The sequence below is a fragment of the Amycolatopsis sp. A133 genome, assembly GCF_031082405.1.
GTDB lineage: Bacteria > Actinomycetota > Actinomycetes > Mycobacteriales > Pseudonocardiaceae > Amycolatopsis.
Window position 1 is genome coordinate 155,844 of record NZ_JAVHJU010000009.1, and the last position, 17,232, is coordinate 173,075.

General features: G+C 72.2%; 16 protein-coding genes. 10 read left to right on the top strand and 6 right to left on the bottom strand.

Annotated features, from left to right (window positions below):
- The first annotated feature begins 45 nt into the window (after positions 1-45).
- Positions 46-2,178 (top strand): discoidin domain-containing protein, encoded by a 2,133-nt coding sequence (locus Q5425_RS12505; RefSeq protein WP_308672343.1) that lies wholly within the window; start codon positions 46-48, stop codon positions 2,176-2,178.
- Positions 2,179-2,218: 40 nt separating this feature from the next.
- Here Q5425_RS12505 and Q5425_RS12510 read toward each other — a convergent pair whose 3' ends face one another.
- On the bottom strand, positions 2,219-2,569 hold the full coding sequence (locus Q5425_RS12510; RefSeq protein ID WP_308672344.1) for a VOC family protein: 351 nt from the start codon (positions 2,567-2,569) through the stop codon (positions 2,219-2,221).
- A 76-nt stretch (positions 2,570-2,645) separates the two neighbouring features.
- Between Q5425_RS12510 and Q5425_RS12515 the strand changes: the two genes are divergently transcribed.
- The 4 genes from Q5425_RS12515 to Q5425_RS12530 all read left to right on the top strand — a co-directional run bounded on the left by Q5425_RS12515 (position 2,646) and on the right by Q5425_RS12530 (position 6,182).
- The gene (locus Q5425_RS12515; protein ID WP_396135159.1) at positions 2,646-3,470 is read left to right on the top strand and encodes a helix-turn-helix transcriptional regulator; all 825 of its coding nucleotides are present in this window, start codon (positions 2,646-2,648) and stop codon (positions 3,468-3,470) included.
- A gap of 577 nt (positions 3,471-4,047) precedes the next feature.
- Entirely contained in the window at positions 4,048-4,482 is a 435-nt protein-coding gene (locus Q5425_RS12520) for an XRE family transcriptional regulator (protein WP_308672346.1), read from the top strand.
- 32 nt (positions 4,483-4,514) lie between these two features.
- Positions 4,515-5,093: a hypothetical protein gene (locus Q5425_RS12525; protein WP_308672347.1), complete on the top strand. Its 579-nt coding sequence runs from the start codon at positions 4,515-4,517 to the stop codon at positions 5,091-5,093.
- A gap of 9 nt (positions 5,094-5,102) precedes the next feature.
- A complete protein-coding gene (locus Q5425_RS12530) occupies positions 5,103-6,182 on the top strand; it encodes a hypothetical protein (protein WP_308672348.1) in 1,080 nt (359 codons plus the stop codon).
- Between the two features lie 28 nt (positions 6,183-6,210).
- Here Q5425_RS12530 and Q5425_RS12535 read toward each other — a convergent pair whose 3' ends face one another.
- Both Q5425_RS12535 and Q5425_RS12540 read right to left on the bottom strand, forming a co-directional pair.
- Positions 6,211-6,723, bottom strand: coding sequence for a 2'-5' RNA ligase family protein (locus tag Q5425_RS12535; protein ID WP_308672349.1), 513 nt, complete (start codon positions 6,721-6,723; stop codon positions 6,211-6,213).
- 16 nt (positions 6,724-6,739) lie between these two features.
- Positions 6,740-7,159 carry a hypothetical protein gene (locus Q5425_RS12540; protein ID WP_308672350.1) on the bottom strand — a complete coding sequence of 140 codons (420 nt, stop codon included), beginning with the start codon at positions 7,157-7,159 and terminating at the stop codon, positions 6,740-6,742.
- A gap of 155 nt (positions 7,160-7,314) precedes the next feature.
- Here Q5425_RS12540 and dinB point away from each other — a divergent pair, with 155 nt between their 5' ends.
- From dinB to fdhD, 4 genes are all read left to right on the top strand, one after another.
- A complete protein-coding gene (dinB, locus tag Q5425_RS12545; RefSeq protein ID WP_308672351.1) occupies positions 7,315-8,505 on the top strand; it encodes a DNA polymerase IV in 1,191 nt (396 codons plus the stop codon).
- A gap of 800 nt (positions 8,506-9,305) precedes the next feature.
- On the top strand, positions 9,306-9,716 hold the full coding sequence (locus Q5425_RS12550) for an Lsr2 family protein (RefSeq protein ID WP_308672352.1): 411 nt from the start codon (positions 9,306-9,308) through the stop codon (positions 9,714-9,716).
- A gap of 451 nt (positions 9,717-10,167) precedes the next feature.
- On the top strand, positions 10,168-11,478 hold the full coding sequence (locus Q5425_RS12555; protein ID WP_308672353.1) for an OFA family MFS transporter: 1,311 nt from the start codon (positions 10,168-10,170) through the stop codon (positions 11,476-11,478).
- Between the two features lies 1 nt (position 11,479).
- Positions 11,480-12,313, top strand: a complete 834-nt coding sequence (gene fdhD / locus Q5425_RS12560) for a formate dehydrogenase accessory sulfurtransferase FdhD (protein ID WP_308672354.1) — start codon at positions 11,480-11,482, stop codon at positions 12,311-12,313.
- On the opposite strand, the gene Q5425_RS12565 is transcribed toward fdhD, so the two are convergent.
- The 3 genes from Q5425_RS12565 to sucC are packed head-to-tail and all read right to left on the bottom strand — an operon-like array spanning position 12,301 to position 15,209.
- Entirely contained in the window at positions 12,301-13,179 is an 879-nt protein-coding gene (locus Q5425_RS12565) for a LysR family transcriptional regulator (RefSeq protein ID WP_308672355.1), read from the bottom strand. The two genes, fdhD and Q5425_RS12565, sit on opposite strands and share 13 nt — an antisense overlap.
- Complete coding sequence (gene sucD, locus Q5425_RS12570; RefSeq protein ID WP_308672356.1) at positions 13,179-14,060, bottom strand: succinate--CoA ligase subunit alpha; 882 nt, start codon at positions 14,058-14,060, stop codon at positions 13,179-13,181. The genes Q5425_RS12565 and sucD overlap by 1 nt, the downstream gene beginning before the upstream one ends.
- 3 nt (positions 14,061-14,063) lie before the next feature.
- Positions 14,064-15,209, bottom strand: coding sequence for an ADP-forming succinate--CoA ligase subunit beta (gene sucC / locus Q5425_RS12575; RefSeq protein ID WP_308672357.1), 1,146 nt, complete (start codon positions 15,207-15,209; stop codon positions 14,064-14,066).
- A gap of 277 nt (positions 15,210-15,486) precedes the next feature.
- Here sucC and Q5425_RS12580 point away from each other — a divergent pair, with 277 nt between their 5' ends.
- Positions 15,487-17,223 (top strand): thiamine pyrophosphate-binding protein, encoded by a 1,737-nt coding sequence (locus Q5425_RS12580; RefSeq protein ID WP_308672358.1) that lies wholly within the window; start codon positions 15,487-15,489, stop codon positions 17,221-17,223.
- The last annotated feature ends 9 nt before the right edge of the window (positions 17,224-17,232 follow it).

The following is a 17,232-nucleotide window of genomic DNA, read 5'->3' on the forward strand; positions in this document are numbered from 1 at the left end:
GAGCGCTCTCCCTTCCTTCGTTCCCCCTGCCGTACGGGAGTCATCGTGGACCGACCGTCGCTCGTCCGTGCCGTCCCGGCACTGGTGGCCTTGCTGGTGCTGGGCCTGCTCGCCGGCCCCGTTCCGGCGCACGCCGCCACACTGCTTTCCCAAGGCAGACCGGTGACCGTGTCGAGCAGCGAGGGGGCGGGCACCCCGGCATCGGCGGCCGTCGACGGCGACTCCGGCACCCGCTGGGCGAGCGCCTGGAGCGACCCGCAGTGGCTGCAGGTCGACCTCGGCGCGCCGGCCGACATCAGCCAGGTGACCTTGAACTGGGAAGCCGCCTACGCGACTGCATACGAAATCCAAGTCTCAGACAACGCCGCATCTTGGCAGACTGTATACAGTACGACCACCGCGGTCGGCGGGATCCAAAATTTCGCTGTCGCCGGTCATGGTCGTTACGTCCGCCTCTACGGCACGCACCGCGTCGGCGGTTACGGCTATTCACTCTGGGAGTTCCAGGTCAGCGGCACCCCGGGGACGCCGACGCAGGACGGCCCCGGTGTCACGCGGGTAACCGGCACACAGGGGAACTGGCAGCTCACGGTCGACGGGATGCCGTGGACCGTCAAGGGGCTCACCTGGGGACCGCCACCCGGCGAAGCGGCCGCGCGGATGCCCGAACTGCACACAATCGGCGTCAACACCGTCCGCACCTGGGGCACCGACGGCACCACTCAGCCGTTGCTCGACGCTGCCGCGGCCAACGGCATCAAGGTCGTCAGCGGCTTCTGGCTGCAACCCGGCGGCGGCCCGGGCAGCGGCGGGTGCGTCGACTACACCACCGACACCGCCTACCAGAACACGATGCTCGCCGAGATCCAGAAATGGGTGACTGCATACAAAAACCACCCGGGCGTGCTGATGTGGAACGTCGGCAACGAATCCATCCTCGGGATGCAGAACTGCTACTCCGGCACCCAGCTGGAGCAGAACCGGATCGCCTACACGCGCTTCGTCGACCGGGCCGCGCAGGCGATCCACGCCATCGACGCGAACCACCCGGTGACGTCGACCGATGCTTGGACCGGCGCGTGGCCGTACTACCAGGCCTACGCACCCCACCTCGACCTGTATTCGGTCAACTCCTACGCCCACGTCTGCCAGGTGAAACAGGACTGGCTGGCGGGTGGTTACACGAAGCCGTACGTCATCACCGAAACCGGCCCGGCCGGCGAGTGGGAGGTGCCGGACGACGTCAACGGCGTGCCCGCCGAACCGACCGACCAGCAGAAGCGCGACGGCTACGTCGACGCCTGGAACTGCGTACTGGCCCACCCCGGAGTGGCGCTCGGCGCCACGCTCTTCCATTACGGCACCGAGGGCGACTTCGGCGGCGTCTGGTTCAACATCACCACGGGTGGGGAGAAGCGGCTCTCGTGGTACGCGGTCCGCAGGATCTACAGTGGACAGACCGGCGGCAACACCCCGCCGGTGATCTCCTCGATGAACCTCAGCCGCGTCACCGACGTCCCCGCGGGCGGTACCTTCACGGTGACGGCCGCGGTGTCCGATCCGGACGGTGACCCGGTCACCTACACCATGGGCTACAACAGCAAGTACATCGACAACGCAGCGGGCCTGGTCCCCGCCCGGTTCACCGGGAACGGCACGTTCACCGTCACCGCGCCGCAGCAGCTGGGCGTCTGGAAGCTCTACCTCTACGCCCGGGACGGCCACGGCAACGTCGGCATCGAGACGCGTTCGCTGCGCGTGGTCGCCCCGCCGGTACCGGGCACGAACCTGGCGCGCGGCGCCGCGACCACGGCGTCGACGTACCAGGCCGACGGCCCCGGCGCGCCCTACCCGCCGCAGGCCGCCACCGACGGCGACAGCGCGACCCGGTGGGCGAGCGCGTGGAGCGACCCCCAGTGGCTGCAGGTGGACCTGGGGCGCAGCCAGGCGTTCGACCACGTCCAGCTGGTGTGGGAAGCGGCGTTCGGGAAGGCCTACGAAATACAATCGAGCGACGACGCGGCGAATTGGCACACGGTATACACAACGACGTCCGGCGACGGCGGTGCGGACGATCTCGCGGTCTCGGCCACGGCCCGGTACGTGCGCGTCCACGCGACTCAGCGCGGCACGGGGTACGGCTATTCGCTGTACGAGTTCGGCGTATACCGGTCTTGACGGGTGTGGTGGCCCTTAGGCGCCGAAGGGCCACCACGTGTCAGCTCTCGGCGAGGCAGAAGAGGTGGCCTTCGGGGTCTTGCAGGACGATCCAGTCGCCGCCGCCGGGCTGGAAGTCCGGCTTGGTGGCACCGAGCGTCACGAACTCGTCGACGGCGCTTTCGAGGTCGCCGACCCGGAGGTCGAGGTGGGCGTGCTTGGCGGCACCCGGCCAGGCGGGACCGCGGTAGCCGGCCACGCGCTGGAAGCCGAGACCGACCGGGCCGCCGCCGAGCTGGACGGTGTCGTCGCCGGCGTGGGTCACCTCCCAGCCGAGCGCCTTGGCGTAGAAGGCGGCGAGCGCGACCGGGTCGGCGCAGTCGAGGACGACGGTGGTGAGTTCTGCGGGCACGGGTGGCTCCTTTCGTCGTGCGGGAGCCTGCCCGCCGTCCGGGGGTACGGTCTTGAAGATCTTTGCGGCGCGGAAACTGTCGTACCCCCGGCGTACCGTCCGGCTTGTGCGTGATGCAGTCGAGGTCGTGGCCCGCCCCGGGTATTCGGTGAGCGTGGTCCGCTGCGCCGACGACCACACCGGCTGGTCGGCGGCGGAGGTGTCGGCCGGGCACCGCATGGTGCTCGTGCGGCGGGGCCGGTTCCGCCGGCGCGTCCGCGGAGTGGTCGCGGACGCCGACCCGACGGCGGCCTACCTCGTCGAAGCCGGCGACGAAGAGCGCTTCGCGCACCCGGCGGGCGGAGACGTCTGCACGTCGGTGGACTTCGCCGCGGAGTTGTGGCGCCGCCTCGCGGGTGAGAAGCCCACGCCGTCGACGGTGTACGTCGACGGCGCGCTCGAGCTCGCCCACCGGCGCGTGGCCGCCTCGGCCGCCGACCCGGACTACGCGCTGGCGGAACAGCTGCTGGTCTTGATGGGCGGCGCGCTCACCCAGGCGGCGCAGGTTCCGACACCGGCCTCGCCGGGGCACGCGGACGACCGCGCTTTGGTGGCTCGGGCGCGGGAGGCGATCGTGGCGGCCGACCCGGCGGCGGCCGGGCTGTTCCCGCTGGCGGAGTCGCTGGGGGTGTCGCCGTACCGGTTGAGCCGCGCGTTCCCGCGCGAGGTGGGCGTTTCGCTGACCCGCTACCGCAACCGCGTCCGGGTCGGCCGCGCCCTCGAGCGGCTGGAGGCGGGGGAGGAGGAACTGGCGGTGCTCGCGGCGGACCTCGGGTTCGCCGACCAGGCCCACCTGACCCGGACGGTCCGCGAGCACGCCGGGGCGCCGCCGGGGGTGGTGCGCCGGTTGCTGGCGAGGTGAGGGCGGTGCCGGTGGCCAGGGGGACGCGGCGGGTGGGCCGGCCGAGCGGTCGCTGAGGCAGCGCCGGAGGTTCGCGGGCGGGTGAGCGGGCCGGTTGCCCAGGCCGCGCGCCGGAAGGCGGTGGTCGGTCGCGCGGCGAGCGCCGGCCGGCCCTCGTCGAGGCCGCGCGCCGCCGGGAAGAGGCTGAGCGGTCGCTGAGGCAGCGCGCCGGATGTTCGCCGGAGGGCGGTGGTCGGTCGCGTGGCGGGAGGCCGGCCGCCGAAGCGGCGCGCTGGTTGCTCGCACAGGAGCCGACGGTCGGATCGCGCGGCAAACGGATCCACCGGGCCGCGACGCCGGCCGTGAGCCAACCAGCGAGAGAAGCGTGAGATGGGGCGGCGCGGCGGAAAGGGTTAGGCGCGTGGCCACCCCCAGCGGCCACGTGAGTCACCCGCGGCCGCTGCGCCACCCCGGGCCCGGTGTCACGTTTCCGAAACACCGGACGGGAGTATCGTAGTCTTTCCGACACAGGGTGTGTCAAGTTTTCGGAACAGCTACTCTGACCGTTGTCACGTTTCTTGGCTGCAGGTGGTGTGTGGTGAGCGAAGAGCGCAGTTTCGCCGAACGGCTGGCGCACTTGATCGCGACCGTGCACCCGCCGGACCGCAAGCCCTACTCCTACCGGGAGATCGCGCACGGCGTCGCCGAGCAGACCGGCGTCACGATGTCGGCGACCCACGTCCAGCAGCTGGCCGTCGGCGCGCGCAAGGACCCGAAGCGCTCGCACATCCAGGCGCTCGCCCAGTTCTTCGGCGTGCCGGTGACGTACTTCTTCGACGACGAGGTCGCCGGTCAGGTCGACCGGCAGGTCGAGGACGTCGTCGCCTGGCGCGACAGCGAAGCGCGGAACCTGGCGCAGCGGGCCATGCGGCTCTCGCCGCGGGACCGCGAAACCGTGACGGCGCTGCTGGACCAGCTCGGCAGCTACGACGACAGCCGGCGCCGTTCGGGCCGGCGGCGGAAGCCGGAGTGATTCCGGGCGGCTCGGCTACGATGAGCTCGTCCGTGATCGCGCCCCGGTGCACCCGGCTGGCGCCCGGTGAGCGGGGAGGACCCATCGACGAGCGTGGCCTGCCGGACCTTCGCGACCGGGCACGCGAGCGCGTGCGGACGGTGCTCGCCGCCGTCCCGCTGCCGCGGCCGTGGTCGATGAACGCCTGGGTCGACGGTCTCGAAGCGTGGCGGGGGCGCGAGATCGACCTCGTCCCGATCGCGTACCGGCCCGGTCAGCCGTCCGGTGCGTGGCAGGCCCGCCCGGACTACGACCTCATCGCCTACACCGAGCACACGTCGGCGCTGCACCAGGACCACATCATCGCCCACGAGCTGGCCCACATGCTGTGCGCGCACACCGGGACCTGCCTGATGGCGGAGTCCGAGGCCGCCGAGCTCGCCCCGGACCTGGCGCCGCGGGCGTTGTCGCACCTGCTCACCCGCGTCACGACCGGCACCGACGAGTACGAGGCCGAACTGATCGCCGTCCTGCTGATGAGCGCGGCGACGAGTGAGCCGCCCGCCGTTCAGCCGGGTGCGTCCGGCCGAGCGGCGGACCAGGCTAGGCGGCTGGCGGCACTCCTGGGATAGTCGCGTCCCGTGATCGACATACTTTTCGTCGGAGTCGGGCTCTTCGCCCTGTTCGCCGGATTCTGGCGCGCGGCCCGCGCCCGGCGCACCGGCGCTGGTGCGGGCCTGGCCGTCTCGCTCATCGCGCTGGGCGCGGCGTTCTGCTTCCTGTCCAACCGGGCGCAGCAGTTCGAGAGCGAGATCTACCCGAGCCTGGGACGGCTGCTGTCGAACCTGGCGACGATGGTCGCCGCGTACGGCATCGGCCTGACGGTCGCGGAAATCAGCGGCACCCGCGACCGCGGCCGGCGCACCCGGCTCGTCGCGCTGGGCGTGGCGCTGACGGTGCTGGTGGTGACGTTCTTCAGCACGCCGGACCTGCCGCGCGGCCTCGGGTTGTTCGACGAGCTGTACCGCACGCACCCGACGCTGGTCGTCTACGTGTTCACCTACACGGTGTACCTCGGCTTGGCGGTGCTCGACATCGGGATCGTGGCGGCGGTGACGATCCGCGCGAGCGGGGGAGCGCTGCGCGCCGGGCTGGCGCTGTTGCTGCTGGCGTCGGCGTTCGCCATCGCGTACCTGGCCGGGAAGGTGGTCGCGACGATCCACGCCCTGCAGGCCGACCACCCGGCGAAGGCGTTGTGCCGCGGGCCGTTCTCGACCCTGCCGTGCACGCTCGACGTCGGCTTCCCGGCGGTTTCGGTGCTGCTGATCGTGCTGGGGCTGACGATCCCGGCGATCCCGGGCCTGGCGGCAGCGCGCCGCGACGCCCGGACGCTCCGGCTGCTGCGGCCCCTGCGCGCGCACCTGACGCGGCGCTTCCCGGAGATCGCCCGCATCGACCCGGCGGGGCCGTCGCGGCGCGAGCGCCTGCTGACGGCGATGAGCGAGACCAACGACGGCTTGATCCTGGCGGGCGTGACCCCGGACCTGCCGGCCGCGGCGGCGGCGAGGCTGGTGCGCGACCTCCCGGACGAGCCGGGCGAGGCGGAGCCGCCCACCCCCGCAGGGGAACCGTTCGCCGCGGACGTGGCGCGGCTGCGGGCGATCGCCCACGCGTACCGGAAGCTGGACGGAACCACGGCGGCCGGGGTCACCGAGCCGTGAGTGAAGCGGCACGAAGAGTGTCGACCGCTCACCCGCCGAACGGTGCCTCCAGCCGCGGCTCCCAGCCGCGTTCGGTGAGCGCCACCAGCCGCAGGGCCTCCGCCCGGTCGGTCAGCGGCAGCAGCGGCCGCACCTCCTGGGCCACCCGCTCGAGGGCCTCGGCCGAGCCGCCCATCGCGACCGTCAGGTGGACCGCCGGGCGCGGCCCGAACCGTCCCCCGTACGGCAGGATCTCCGGCCACCGAGCGCCAACGGCATCGGCAACGTCCTGGAGTGCCGGAGCCGCGAGAGCCACAAACCCGGGCGCGGCGACCAGTTCCGAGAGCTTCACCTCCGGCGGCGGGACAGCCGCGGCGAGGGAGCGGACCGCCGCGAAGACGTCGTCGGTCAGCGCGTCGTCCGGCAGGAACGGGTACAGCGCCGTCACGTGGGCGGGCAGGCCGGGGCGGACCAGGGCGGGGTCGACCCGCCGGGCCGCGGCCAGCACCGGTTCGGCGGCGGGCAGCAGGATCAGCAGCGCGGTGGTTCCGGGTTCGGGCACCACCGCATCATGGCAGTCAGGCGGCGGCCGTCTCCGGGAACCGGGCCGCACGCGCCAGCGCCAGGCTCCGCCGGCACAGCTCCACGAGCTCCCGGTTGGCGCGGCTGTGCGGGATCTCGCCGCAGAGCCCGCAGTGGATGGTCACCTCGCCGGCCAGCTCGTCCACCGCGACCAAGGCCTGGTGGTCGCAGCGGCGGCACCAGCGGTACCCGATCGCCGGGTTGGTGTGCACCGGTGACGCCACGCAGTCGTGCAGCCAGCGGCGGTGCGTGCGGCAGGTGACGCGGTCGGTCGGGTCGAGGCCGCCGTCGTCCTCCACCCGGTCTTCACGGGCCAGCGTCGTGGCCAGCAGCGGCTGGCGCGCCGCGGCGGGCCGGTCGTGCGGGCTCGGCGCGGCCCACGCGTGGTGGTCGCCGCATCGGCACTTCTCGGTCATGTCGCCCCCAGTGGTCGGGCTGTTCGATGCTTCGAGTGTGAGCGGCGCAACAGAGCGTGGACAACCGGAAAAAGGCGCACTTTCGACCGGCGGCACGTCACCCGCGGTAGGCGGACGAGCAGACTTCGGCGCGCGGGTATGCGAACATGTGTTCTATGACCGCCGAGGGGCCCATCCTGCACGCCGACCTCGATGCGTTCTACGCCTCGGTCGAACAGCGCGACGACCCGGCGCTGAAGGGACGGCCGGTGATCGTCGGCGGTGGGGTGGTGCTCGCCGCGAGTTACGAGGCCAAGGCCTACGGCGTGCGCACCGCGATGGGAGGCGCGCAGGCCCGCCGGCTGTGCCCGCACGCGGTCGTCGTGCGCCCGCGGATGTCGGCGTACCTGGCCGCCAGCCGGGCGGTGTTCGACGTCTTCCACGACACCACCCCGTGGGTGGAAGGCCTCTCGATCGACGAAGCGTTCCTCGACGTCGGGGGACTGTCCAGGATCGGCGGGCGGCCGAGTGAAGTCGCCGAACGGCTGCGCGCGGACGTCGCCGAGCGGACCGGGCTGCCGATCACCGTCGGGGTGGCGCGGACCAAGTTCCTCGCCAAGGTCGCCAGCCGGGTGGCCAAGCCCGACGGCCTGCTCGTCGTCCCGCACGACGCCGAGCTGGAGTTCCTGCACCCGCTGCCGGTTTCGGCGCTCTGGGGTGTCGGCAAGATCACCGCCGAAAAGCTGCGGGTGCGGGGGATCACGACCGTGGGCCAGCTGGCCGCGTCCGAGCACGTGGACCTCGTCGGCCTGCTCGGCCGGGCCGCCGGGGCGCACCTGCACGACCTGGCGCGCAACGACGACCCGCGCCGCGTGGAGCTCGGCAGGCGGCGCCGCTCGATCGGTGCCCAGCGGGCCCTCGGCCGCGGCAGGCGGACCCCGGCCGAGCTCGACGTCGTGCTGGTGGCGTTGATCGACCGGATCGCCCGCCGGTTGCGCGCCGCGCGCCGCGTCTGCCGGACGGTGACGATCCGCCTGCGCTTCGCCGACTTCTCCCGCGCCACGCGCTCGCACACGCTCACCGAGCCGACCGCCGGCACCGGTGTGCTGCTCGCCGCGGCGCGGGAGCTGCTCGTCTCCGCGCTGCCGCTGATCGCCGACCGGGGGATCACCCTGCTGGGCGCGGCGCTGTCGAACCTGGCGGACGAAAACCCCTTCCAGCCCGCTCTGCCGTTCGAGCGGCAGCGGGCGACCGAGCTCGACACCGCGCTGGACGCGGTGCGGGACCGGTTCGGGAAGGCCGCGGTCACCCGGGCCGTGCTGCTCGGCCGTCCGGACGACCTCGAAGTGCCGATGTTGCCCGACTGACCGGGAAAGCCGGGAAGGGGCCCGGCGTCCCGCAGTTCCGCGGGCCCGATTTCCGGTCCCGGCGTGAATCTGCCGGCCCCGCAATCGGTGACACCGAGCCAGCCGGCGAACACGGGGCGGAACGGTCCAGTCCACTCTGGACGGGCCGTTCCCGGAGCGGATCGACGGCGATACCGCCCGGGACGAACGTCACCGAAGCCGGTTCGGCGCCGGTCCGCGGTTGCCGGTTGACCGCATGGGTCACCGGATGGCCGTCCTCGAACACCGGAATCGTCCCGGCGAGGTCCGATTCGCGAACGAATCGAGTCCGGCACCCGGAATCGGATACTGGTCTATACCAGAATTGACGCGCAGCGGGCGCGCTTCGGTGAGCCGGCGCCGTGCGGGTGAATGGATGCGAACCGTGGAGCCGGTGGCAGGCCGTAAGTTCCTCGGCGTGGCCGCGGAGGAAGTGCTCGGCGGGAAGGCCGGAGAAGGCGATCGTCCGGGCGTCGGCGCGCAAATGTACCGCTCGTACCGTGGCTGCTGTGAAGGCGGGGTGGTGGCCGCGGGTACCATTACCGGGAAAGCCGGTGGCCTTCATCCCGCCACGGTACCGATTCGATTTCGACCATATCACAAAAATGAATCCGTGCAACGACGACGAGCATTTCGGCGCCGTTGCGGTCACTCTGGACACGGGCGACCCGCTCGCCCGAGCGGCCATTGTGGACGCTTCAGGGTGTCGCGCGTGCCGGGCATGATTCGACAGGTTAGGGTCTGTCCGACCGTGTTCTGGAGAAGATGAGGAACGACGAATCATGGCGCAACGGGTGCAGGTCCAGATGGTGGACGACCTCGACGGCAGCGAGGCTTCGCAGACCGTCCCCTTCAGCCTCGACGGGGTGACGTACGAGATCGACCTGTCGGAGGAGAACGCCTCCGCGCTGCGGGACGAACTCGCTCGCTACGTCTCCGCGGCGCGGCGCATCGGCGGCCGCAAGGTCCGCCTCGCGACCGGCCAGTCGCTGTCCGGCCCGGCCGGCTCGGGCACCGACCGCGAGCGCAACCGGCAGATCCGCGAATGGGCGCAGGCGAACGGCTACGAGGTCGCCGAGCGCGGCCGCCTCTCCAGCGAGATCATCGCCGGCTTCGAGGCCGACCAGGCCGCGGCGGCCGAGCCGGCCGAAGCCAAGCCTGCGCGCAAGCGAGCGACCCGCAAGAAGGCTTGAAAACCGGGCCCGTGCCGGCGAAGCTGCGCCCGCGGCTTCGCCGGCCGGCTGCCGCTTGAGCGTGCTCGGGTGGCGGTCGGTGTTCCTTCCGTGCCTCACCGTCACCCGCCCGGTTCGATGTGGACACAGCCGAGGTGGTCGTCGCCCGGAAACCGGGAATTGCGCGGTTTGACGGGCGGCGAAAGCTTGTCGGAGGGCGGCTCCGATGGCCAGACTGTCAATGCTCCACGCGGCCGGTACCGCGGTGGAGCACCGGTCCGGTGGCTGCCTCCTCCCTCGATGGCCACCGGGCCGCCCCTTTTCCCCGGCGTGACGCCCTGACTCGGCCGCTTCGATCGGCCGTCCGGGCGGCCTGCCGGACCTTCCAGTGGACATTCCCGGCGTACAGGCGCACACTCAGCCTACTGAATACTGCATACAATCTTCAGTTGGGCGCTGGGAGGCGGTCGCCATGGCCGAGGTGCGCGAGCTCCGGGACGTCTACGGACGGCGGTACCGCGTCGGGGAGTCCGACCGGGAACTGCTCGGCAGGCCGCGGTCGTGGATCACCTGGCTCGCCGCGGCGGCCATGCTCGCCGCCGGGGTCCAGCAGTACGGCTTCGGCGCGATCGTGCCGTCGCTGAGCCGCACGCCCGGCTGGACGTTCGGCGGGATCGTGCTCTCGCTCGCGGTGTGGGCGATCTGCCAGGCCGGGGCCGCGTTCCCGGCGGCGTGGCTGCGCGAACGCGGCCTGCTGCCCGCACCCGCCGCGATGGCCGCCGGCGCCGTCCTGTGCGCCGCCGGGCTCGTGACGCTCGGCCACGCGACCAGCCTGCCTGCCGTGTTCATCGGGTACTCCGTGCTCGGCGGGCTTGGCACCGGCCTGGTCTACGCCACCTGCGTCGGCGCGGTGCTCGCGTGGTTCCCGGAGCGCACCGGGCCCCGCGCCGGCATCGTGAGCGGGGCTTTCGCCTGTGGCAGCGTCCCCTTCGTCGTGCTGGCCGCCGCCCTTCCGGTGGCGCGTCCGGTGCTCCTGGACGTCACCGCCGCCGTCGTGTTCGCCGTCATCGCGGGGTGCTCGGTGCTGCTGCGGTACCCGCCGCGGCACTGGTGGCCTGCCGCACCCGAACCCCGGGCCTGGGCTCTCGACCGGGCGCACAACCGGCGTCCCGCGGTCCGGCACTACCGGCCGGCGGAACTGGTCAAGTGCGGCACGACGCTCGCGCTGTACCTCGTCGTCGTGCTCGCGGCCGCCGTGCTGCTGTTCGACCTCGCGTACCTGGCGACGTTCGCCGCCGCGCGCAGCGGACCGGCGCTCGCGGCGGCCGCGCTGGCGGTGCTCGCCGCGGCCACCGGCAGCGGCCGCGTCCTCATCGGACGGTTCGCCGAGCGGCTCGGCCGGCACCGGATCCTGCGGTTCGGGCTGCTCGCGGGGGGCGTCGCCCAGCTCGTGCTGTTCTACTCCGGCGAACACCGGCACGCCGTCGGCCTGCTGCTGGGTGCGGCGCTGGCCGGGCTCGGCAACGGCTGCTGCTACACGTTGCTGGTTGGGCTGGTGCGCGAGTACTTCGGCGAGGAATCGGCGGCGCAGAACTTCGGGATCCTGTACAGCGCCAAGGCCGTCGGCGCGGTGGTGGGGATCGGGCCGGCCGCGCTCGTCGTGACGGCCCACGGGTTCGTCGGCGCGTTCGCCGCGGCCGGGGTGCTGAGCCTCGCCGGTGCGGTGCTGTCCGGGCGGCTGACCCAGCCGGGCCGGCCCAAGTCGCTGCTGCCGGTGGCCTGACGTGGGCCGGATGACCAGCAGGCGGCGGGTGCTGCGCGTCCGCGACGGCGAGCACGTCACGCGGCCGGACACGCTGACCGTCGAAGAGCCCCTGGAGATCCGGGTCGCCGGTAAACCGCTGTCGATCACGATGCGGACCCCGGGCGACGACTTCGACCTGGCCGCGGGTTTCCTGGTCGGCGAAGGTGTCGTCCGCGCGGCCGCCGACATCCGGTCGATCCGCTACTGCGCCGGCGCCACGGCGGACGGCGGCAACACCTACAACGTCCTCGACGTCGTGCTCGCCGACGGCGTCGCCCCGCCGGACGCCTCGGTGGAGCGGAACTTCTACACGACGTCCTCGTGCGGGCTGTGCGGCAAGGCGAGCCTGGACGCCGTGCGCACGACGGTCACGTGGCCGGTCGACGACGACCCGTTCGCGACCGACCCGGCGACGCTGGCCGGGCTGCCGGACGAACTCCGTGCGGCACAACGGGTCTTCGACCGCACCGGCGGTCTCCACGCGGCCGGGTTGTTCGACGCCGACGGAAAGCTGCGGTGCCTGCGCGAAGACGTCGGACGGCACAACGCGGTGGACAAGGTGGTCGGCTGGGCGACCCGCGGCGGCACGCTGCCCCTGTCCGGGACGGCGCTGATGGTGAGCGGCCGGGCGTCGTTCGAGCTGGTGCAGAAGGCGGTGATGGCCGGGATCCCGTTGCTGGCGGCGGTGTCCGCACCGTCGTCACTGGCGGTGGACCTGGCCGCCGAGCTGGGCCTGACCCTGGTCGGCTTCCTGCGCGGAACGTCGATGAACGTCTACACGCGACCGGACCGCCTGGGCCTTCAGCCGAGCTGAGCGAGCACGGCGGCCACGGCGGGACCGGGATCGCCCCGGTGCAGGGCGGCGAGCTGCCACGTGACGGGTCGCTCGAACCGCCGCACGGTGAGCTCCGGAAACCGCGCGGCGGCGGAGGCAGGCAGAACGCAGGCGGCGAGCCCGGCCCGCACGAGCCCGGCAGCCACGGCGAGATCATCGACTTCCAGCGAGATCCGGCGGTGGGGGAAGGCGCGGTCGACGGCCTCACGGATCGCCCAGCCGGGTGGGAAGTCCACCAGGGAGAGGGCGGAGAGGTCGGCGGGGGCGGAGCGGGCGCCGCCGGGGGCGGTGGCGAGGACCAGCTCTTCCGCGGAGAGCGGGGTGATGACCGGTTCGGTCGCGGAGTCACCGAGTGCCGGCGCGGGTTCAGAGCCGGCGTGACCAAGGATTGCTGACCCGGCCGCGGAGTCACCGGACGACAACGTCACTACCACATCCACACTGGACTCCCGCAACCGGTACCACCCCTCCTCCGCCCCCACCTGCCGGACCTCCACCGCCAAACCCGGGTGTGCGTGCCGCAGCCGGGTCAGCGTTCGGTGCAGGTCGGCCAGCAAGCCCGGGCACACGCCGAGCCGGACCCGGCCGTCCAACGGGGAGACCGCCGCCCGGGCGCGCTCCGCCGCCTCGAGCGCTGCCCGGGCCGCCGGGACGAACGCCTCGCCCGCCGGGGTCAAGACCACCCGGTGCGTCGTGCGGTGGAACAGCGGCGTGCCCAAGTCGCGCTCCAGGGCGCGGACCACCGTGGATACCGTCGACTGGACCGTTCGCAGGCGCTGGGCGGCCGCCGTGAACCCACCCTCCTCGGCGACCGCCACCACCACCGCCAGCTGGCGCAGCTCCATCAGCCGAGGATTTCGCGGGCCAGCGCCGCCGTCTCGCTCGGTGTGCGCCCGACCCGGATTCCCGCCGCCTCCAGCGCTTCCTTCTTCGCCGCCGCGGTGCCCGCCGAGCCGGAGACGATCGCGCCCGCGTGGCCCATCGTCTTGCCCTCCGGGGCGGTGAAACCGGCGACGTAGCCGACCACCGGCTTCGACACGTTGGCGCGCACGAACTCCGCGGCCCGCTCCTCCGCGTCGCCGCCGATCTCGCCGATCAGCACGATCAAGTCCGTCTCGGGGTCCTTTTCGAACGCCTCCACCGCGTCGATGTGCGTCGTCCCGATGATCGGGTCGCCGCCGATCCCGACGCACGTCGAAAACCCGATGTCCCGCAGCTCGTGCATGAGCTGGTACGTCAACGTGCCCGATTTCGACACCAGGCCGATCCGCCCCGGCCCGGTGATGTCGGCCGGGATGATCCCGGCGTTCGACTTGCCGGGGGAGATGATGCCCGGGCAGTTCGGCCCGATGATCCGCGTCCGCCCGCCCGCGGCGACGGCGTGCGCCCACAACCGCGCGCTGTCGTGCACCGGGACGCCTTCGGTGATCACCACCACCAGCCCGATCCCCGCGTCCACCGCCTCGATCACGGCGCCGGCGACGAACGGCGGCGGCACGAACAGGACGCAGACGTCCGCCCCCGTCGACGCCATCGAGTCCGCGACGCTGCCGAACACGGGCAACACCACCGGACCGATCTCCACCCGCTGCCCGGCCTTGCGCGGGTTCACCCCGCCCACGACGTTCGTCCCGGCGGCCAGCATCCGGCGCGTGTGCTTCGCGCCTTCGGAACCGGTGATGCCGGAGACGACGACCCGGCTGTTCTCGTCCAGGAAGATGGCCACGGTTCAAACCTCCGCGATCGCGAGCTTCGCCGCTTCGCGGGCGGCGTCGTCCATGGTGGCCACCACGGTGACCAGGGGGTGGCGGGCTTCGTCGAGGATCCGCCTGCCTTCGGTGACGTTGTTGCCGTCGAGCCGGACCACCAGCGGCTTGCTCGCGCGGGAACCCAGGACCGCCAGCGACCGCACGATCCCGGTCGCCACGGCGTCGCAGGCGGTGATGCCGCCGAAGACGTTGACGAACACGCTGCGCACCTGCGGGTCGCCGAGGATGACGGTCAGCCCGGCCACCATCACCTCGGCCGACGCGCCGCCGCCGATGTCGAGGAAGTTCGCCGGCCCGCGCGCACCCACCTCCGCCGCGGCCGCCGCGACGACGTCCAAAGTGGACATGACGAGGCCGGCGCCGTTGCCGATCACGCCGATGTCGCCGTCGAGCTTGACGTAGTTCAGGCCCTTCGCCCGGGCCTCGCGCTCCAGCGGATCGCCGTCGGCGGGATCGTCGTAGGACGAGCAGCGGCGGAAGGACGCGTTGTCGTCGAGGGTGATCTTGCCGTCCAGGGCCACGATCCCGGCCGACGTGCTCGCCAGCGGGTTGACCTCGACGAGTGTGCAGTCTTCGGCGACGAACACCTCCCACAGCTTTTCGACGACCCCGGCGACTTCGGCGCGGACGTCGGCCGGGAAGGCCGCCGCGACGGCCGCGGCGTCGACGCCGTGCAAGGGGTTCACCGGCACGCGTACCAGCGCGTCCGGCCGGGACGCCGCCACCTCCTCGATCTCCATCCCGCCTTCGACCGACGCCATGGCGAGGAACGTCCGCCCGGCGCGGTCGAGCAGGAAGGAAACGTAGTACTCGTCGGCGATTTCGCTCGCTTCGGTCACCATCACCCGGTGCACGGTGTGGCCCTTGATGTTCATCCCGAGGATGTCGTCGGCGGCCTGCTCGGCGTCGTCGGCTGTATGCACGACGCGGACGCCGCCCGCCTTGCCGCGGCCGCCGGTCTTCACCTGCGCCTTCACCACGACCGGGCCGCCGAGGGCCGCCGCCGCGGAACGCGCCGAGGCCGGATCCGCCGCGACCCGGCCGCGGGGCACGGGTACGCCGTGTTTCTCGAAGAGATCGCGGGCTTCGTGTTCGAAGAGGTCCATGCGGGGGCGTCCTTTCCGCGGCGGGGCAGGGCAAGGAAGTCCGCCGTGTCCGGGCAGGGAGCGGTGGTCCGCGGGGGCCGGTTTCGAGTCCGGAAAAACCTGCGGATGGCCCTGGACACGGGCTGCCAGAAGAGTGACTATATGCCTACCCCATACGGTATGCAATCTACAGTCTGCCGCGAAGGGGCCGCTGACCTCGCAACTCAGCTGATGAAAGAAGAGGCGACACGCACCGCCGGACAAGAGAGATCCGGTGGCGGACCAGAGGAGTTGAGCCATGGCGCTGACCACGACCGGCACCACCGCGGGGGAGAGTGCCGCAGCGACGAACGGCGCCGAACCCGCGCCTGCGGGGATATCCGGCGGTCACCTGGTGGCCAAGGCGCTGAAGGCCGAAGGGGTCGACACGATCTTCACCCTGTGCGGCGGCCACATCATCGACATCTACGACGGCTGCGTCGACGAAGGCATCGAGGTCATCGACGTCCGGCACGAACAGGTCGCGGCACACGCGGCCGACGGGTACGCCCGCATCACCGGCAAGCCCGGCTGCGCGGTCGTCACCGCCGGGCCGGGCACCACCGACGCCGTCACCGGGGTCGCGAACGCGCTGCGCGCGGAAAGCCCGATGCTGCTGATCGGCGGCCAGGGCGCGCTGACCCAGCACAAGATGGGGTCCCTGCAGGACCTCCCGCACGTGGACATGATGACGCCGATCACCAAGTTCGCCGCCACCGTCCCGCACACCGCCCGGGTCGCCGACCTCGTTTCCATGGCCTTCCGCGAGGCCTACGCCGGCGCGCCCGGGCCGTCCTTCCTGGAGATCCCGCGGGACGTCCTCGACGCGCGCGTCCCGCTCCACGACGCCCGGATCCCCGAAGCCGGCCGCTACCGCGCGTCCACGAAGAACGCGGGCGACCCGGCGGACGTCGAGAAGCTCGCCGACCTGCTGGTGCACGCGAAGAAGCCGGCCATCCTGCTCGGCAGCCAGGTATGGACCACCCGCGCCACCGGGCCGGCCACCGAACTGGTGCGCACGCTCAACATCCCGGCGTACATGAACGGCGCCGGCCGCGGCACGCTGCCGCCGGGCGACCCGCACCACTTCCAGCTCTCGCGCCGCTACGCCTTCGACAACGCCGACCTGATCATCATCGTCGGCACCCCGTTCGACTTCCGGATGGGCTACGGCAAGCGGCTGTCGAAGGACGCCACCGTCGTCCAGATCGACCTCGACTACCGCACGGTCGGCAAGAACCGCGACATCGACCTCGGCATCGTCGGCGACGCCGGCCAGGTCCTCGCCGCCGTCGCGCAGGCCGCCACCGGGCGCACCGACAACGGCGCCGTCGGCCGCAAGGCCTGGCTCGAAGAACTCCAGGCCGTCGAGGAAAAGGCGAAGCAGAAGCGGCTGCCGCTGCAGCACTCCGACGCGAGCCCGATCCACCCGTACCGGCTGGTCCACGAGATCAACGAGTTCCTCACCGAGGACTCGATCTACATCGGCGACGGCGGTGACATCGTCACCTTCTCCGGCCAGGTCGTCCAGCCCAAGTCGCCCGGGCACTGGATGGACCCCGGCCCGCTCGGGACGCTCGGCGTCGGGATCCCGTTCGTCCTGGCCGCCAAGCACGCCCGGCCGGACGCCGACGTCGTCGCGCTCTTCGGCGACGGCGCCTTCAGCCTCACCGGCTGGGACTTCGAGACGCTGGTGCGGTTCAACTTGCCGTTCGTCGGCATCGTCGGCAACAACTCGTCGATGAACCAGATCCGCTACGGCCAGGCCGCGAAGTACGGCCTGCCGCGCGAGCGCGTCGGCAACACCCTCGGCGACGTCCGCTACGACGAGTTCGCCCGGATGCTCGGCGGCCACGGCGAAGAGGTCCGCGACCCGGCCGACATCGGGCCGGCGCTGTTGCGGGCGCGGGAGTCCGGCAAGCCGTCGCTGATCAACGTCTGGGTCGATCCCGACGTGTACGCCCCCGGAACCATGAACCAGACCATGTACAAGTGAGCGGAGGCC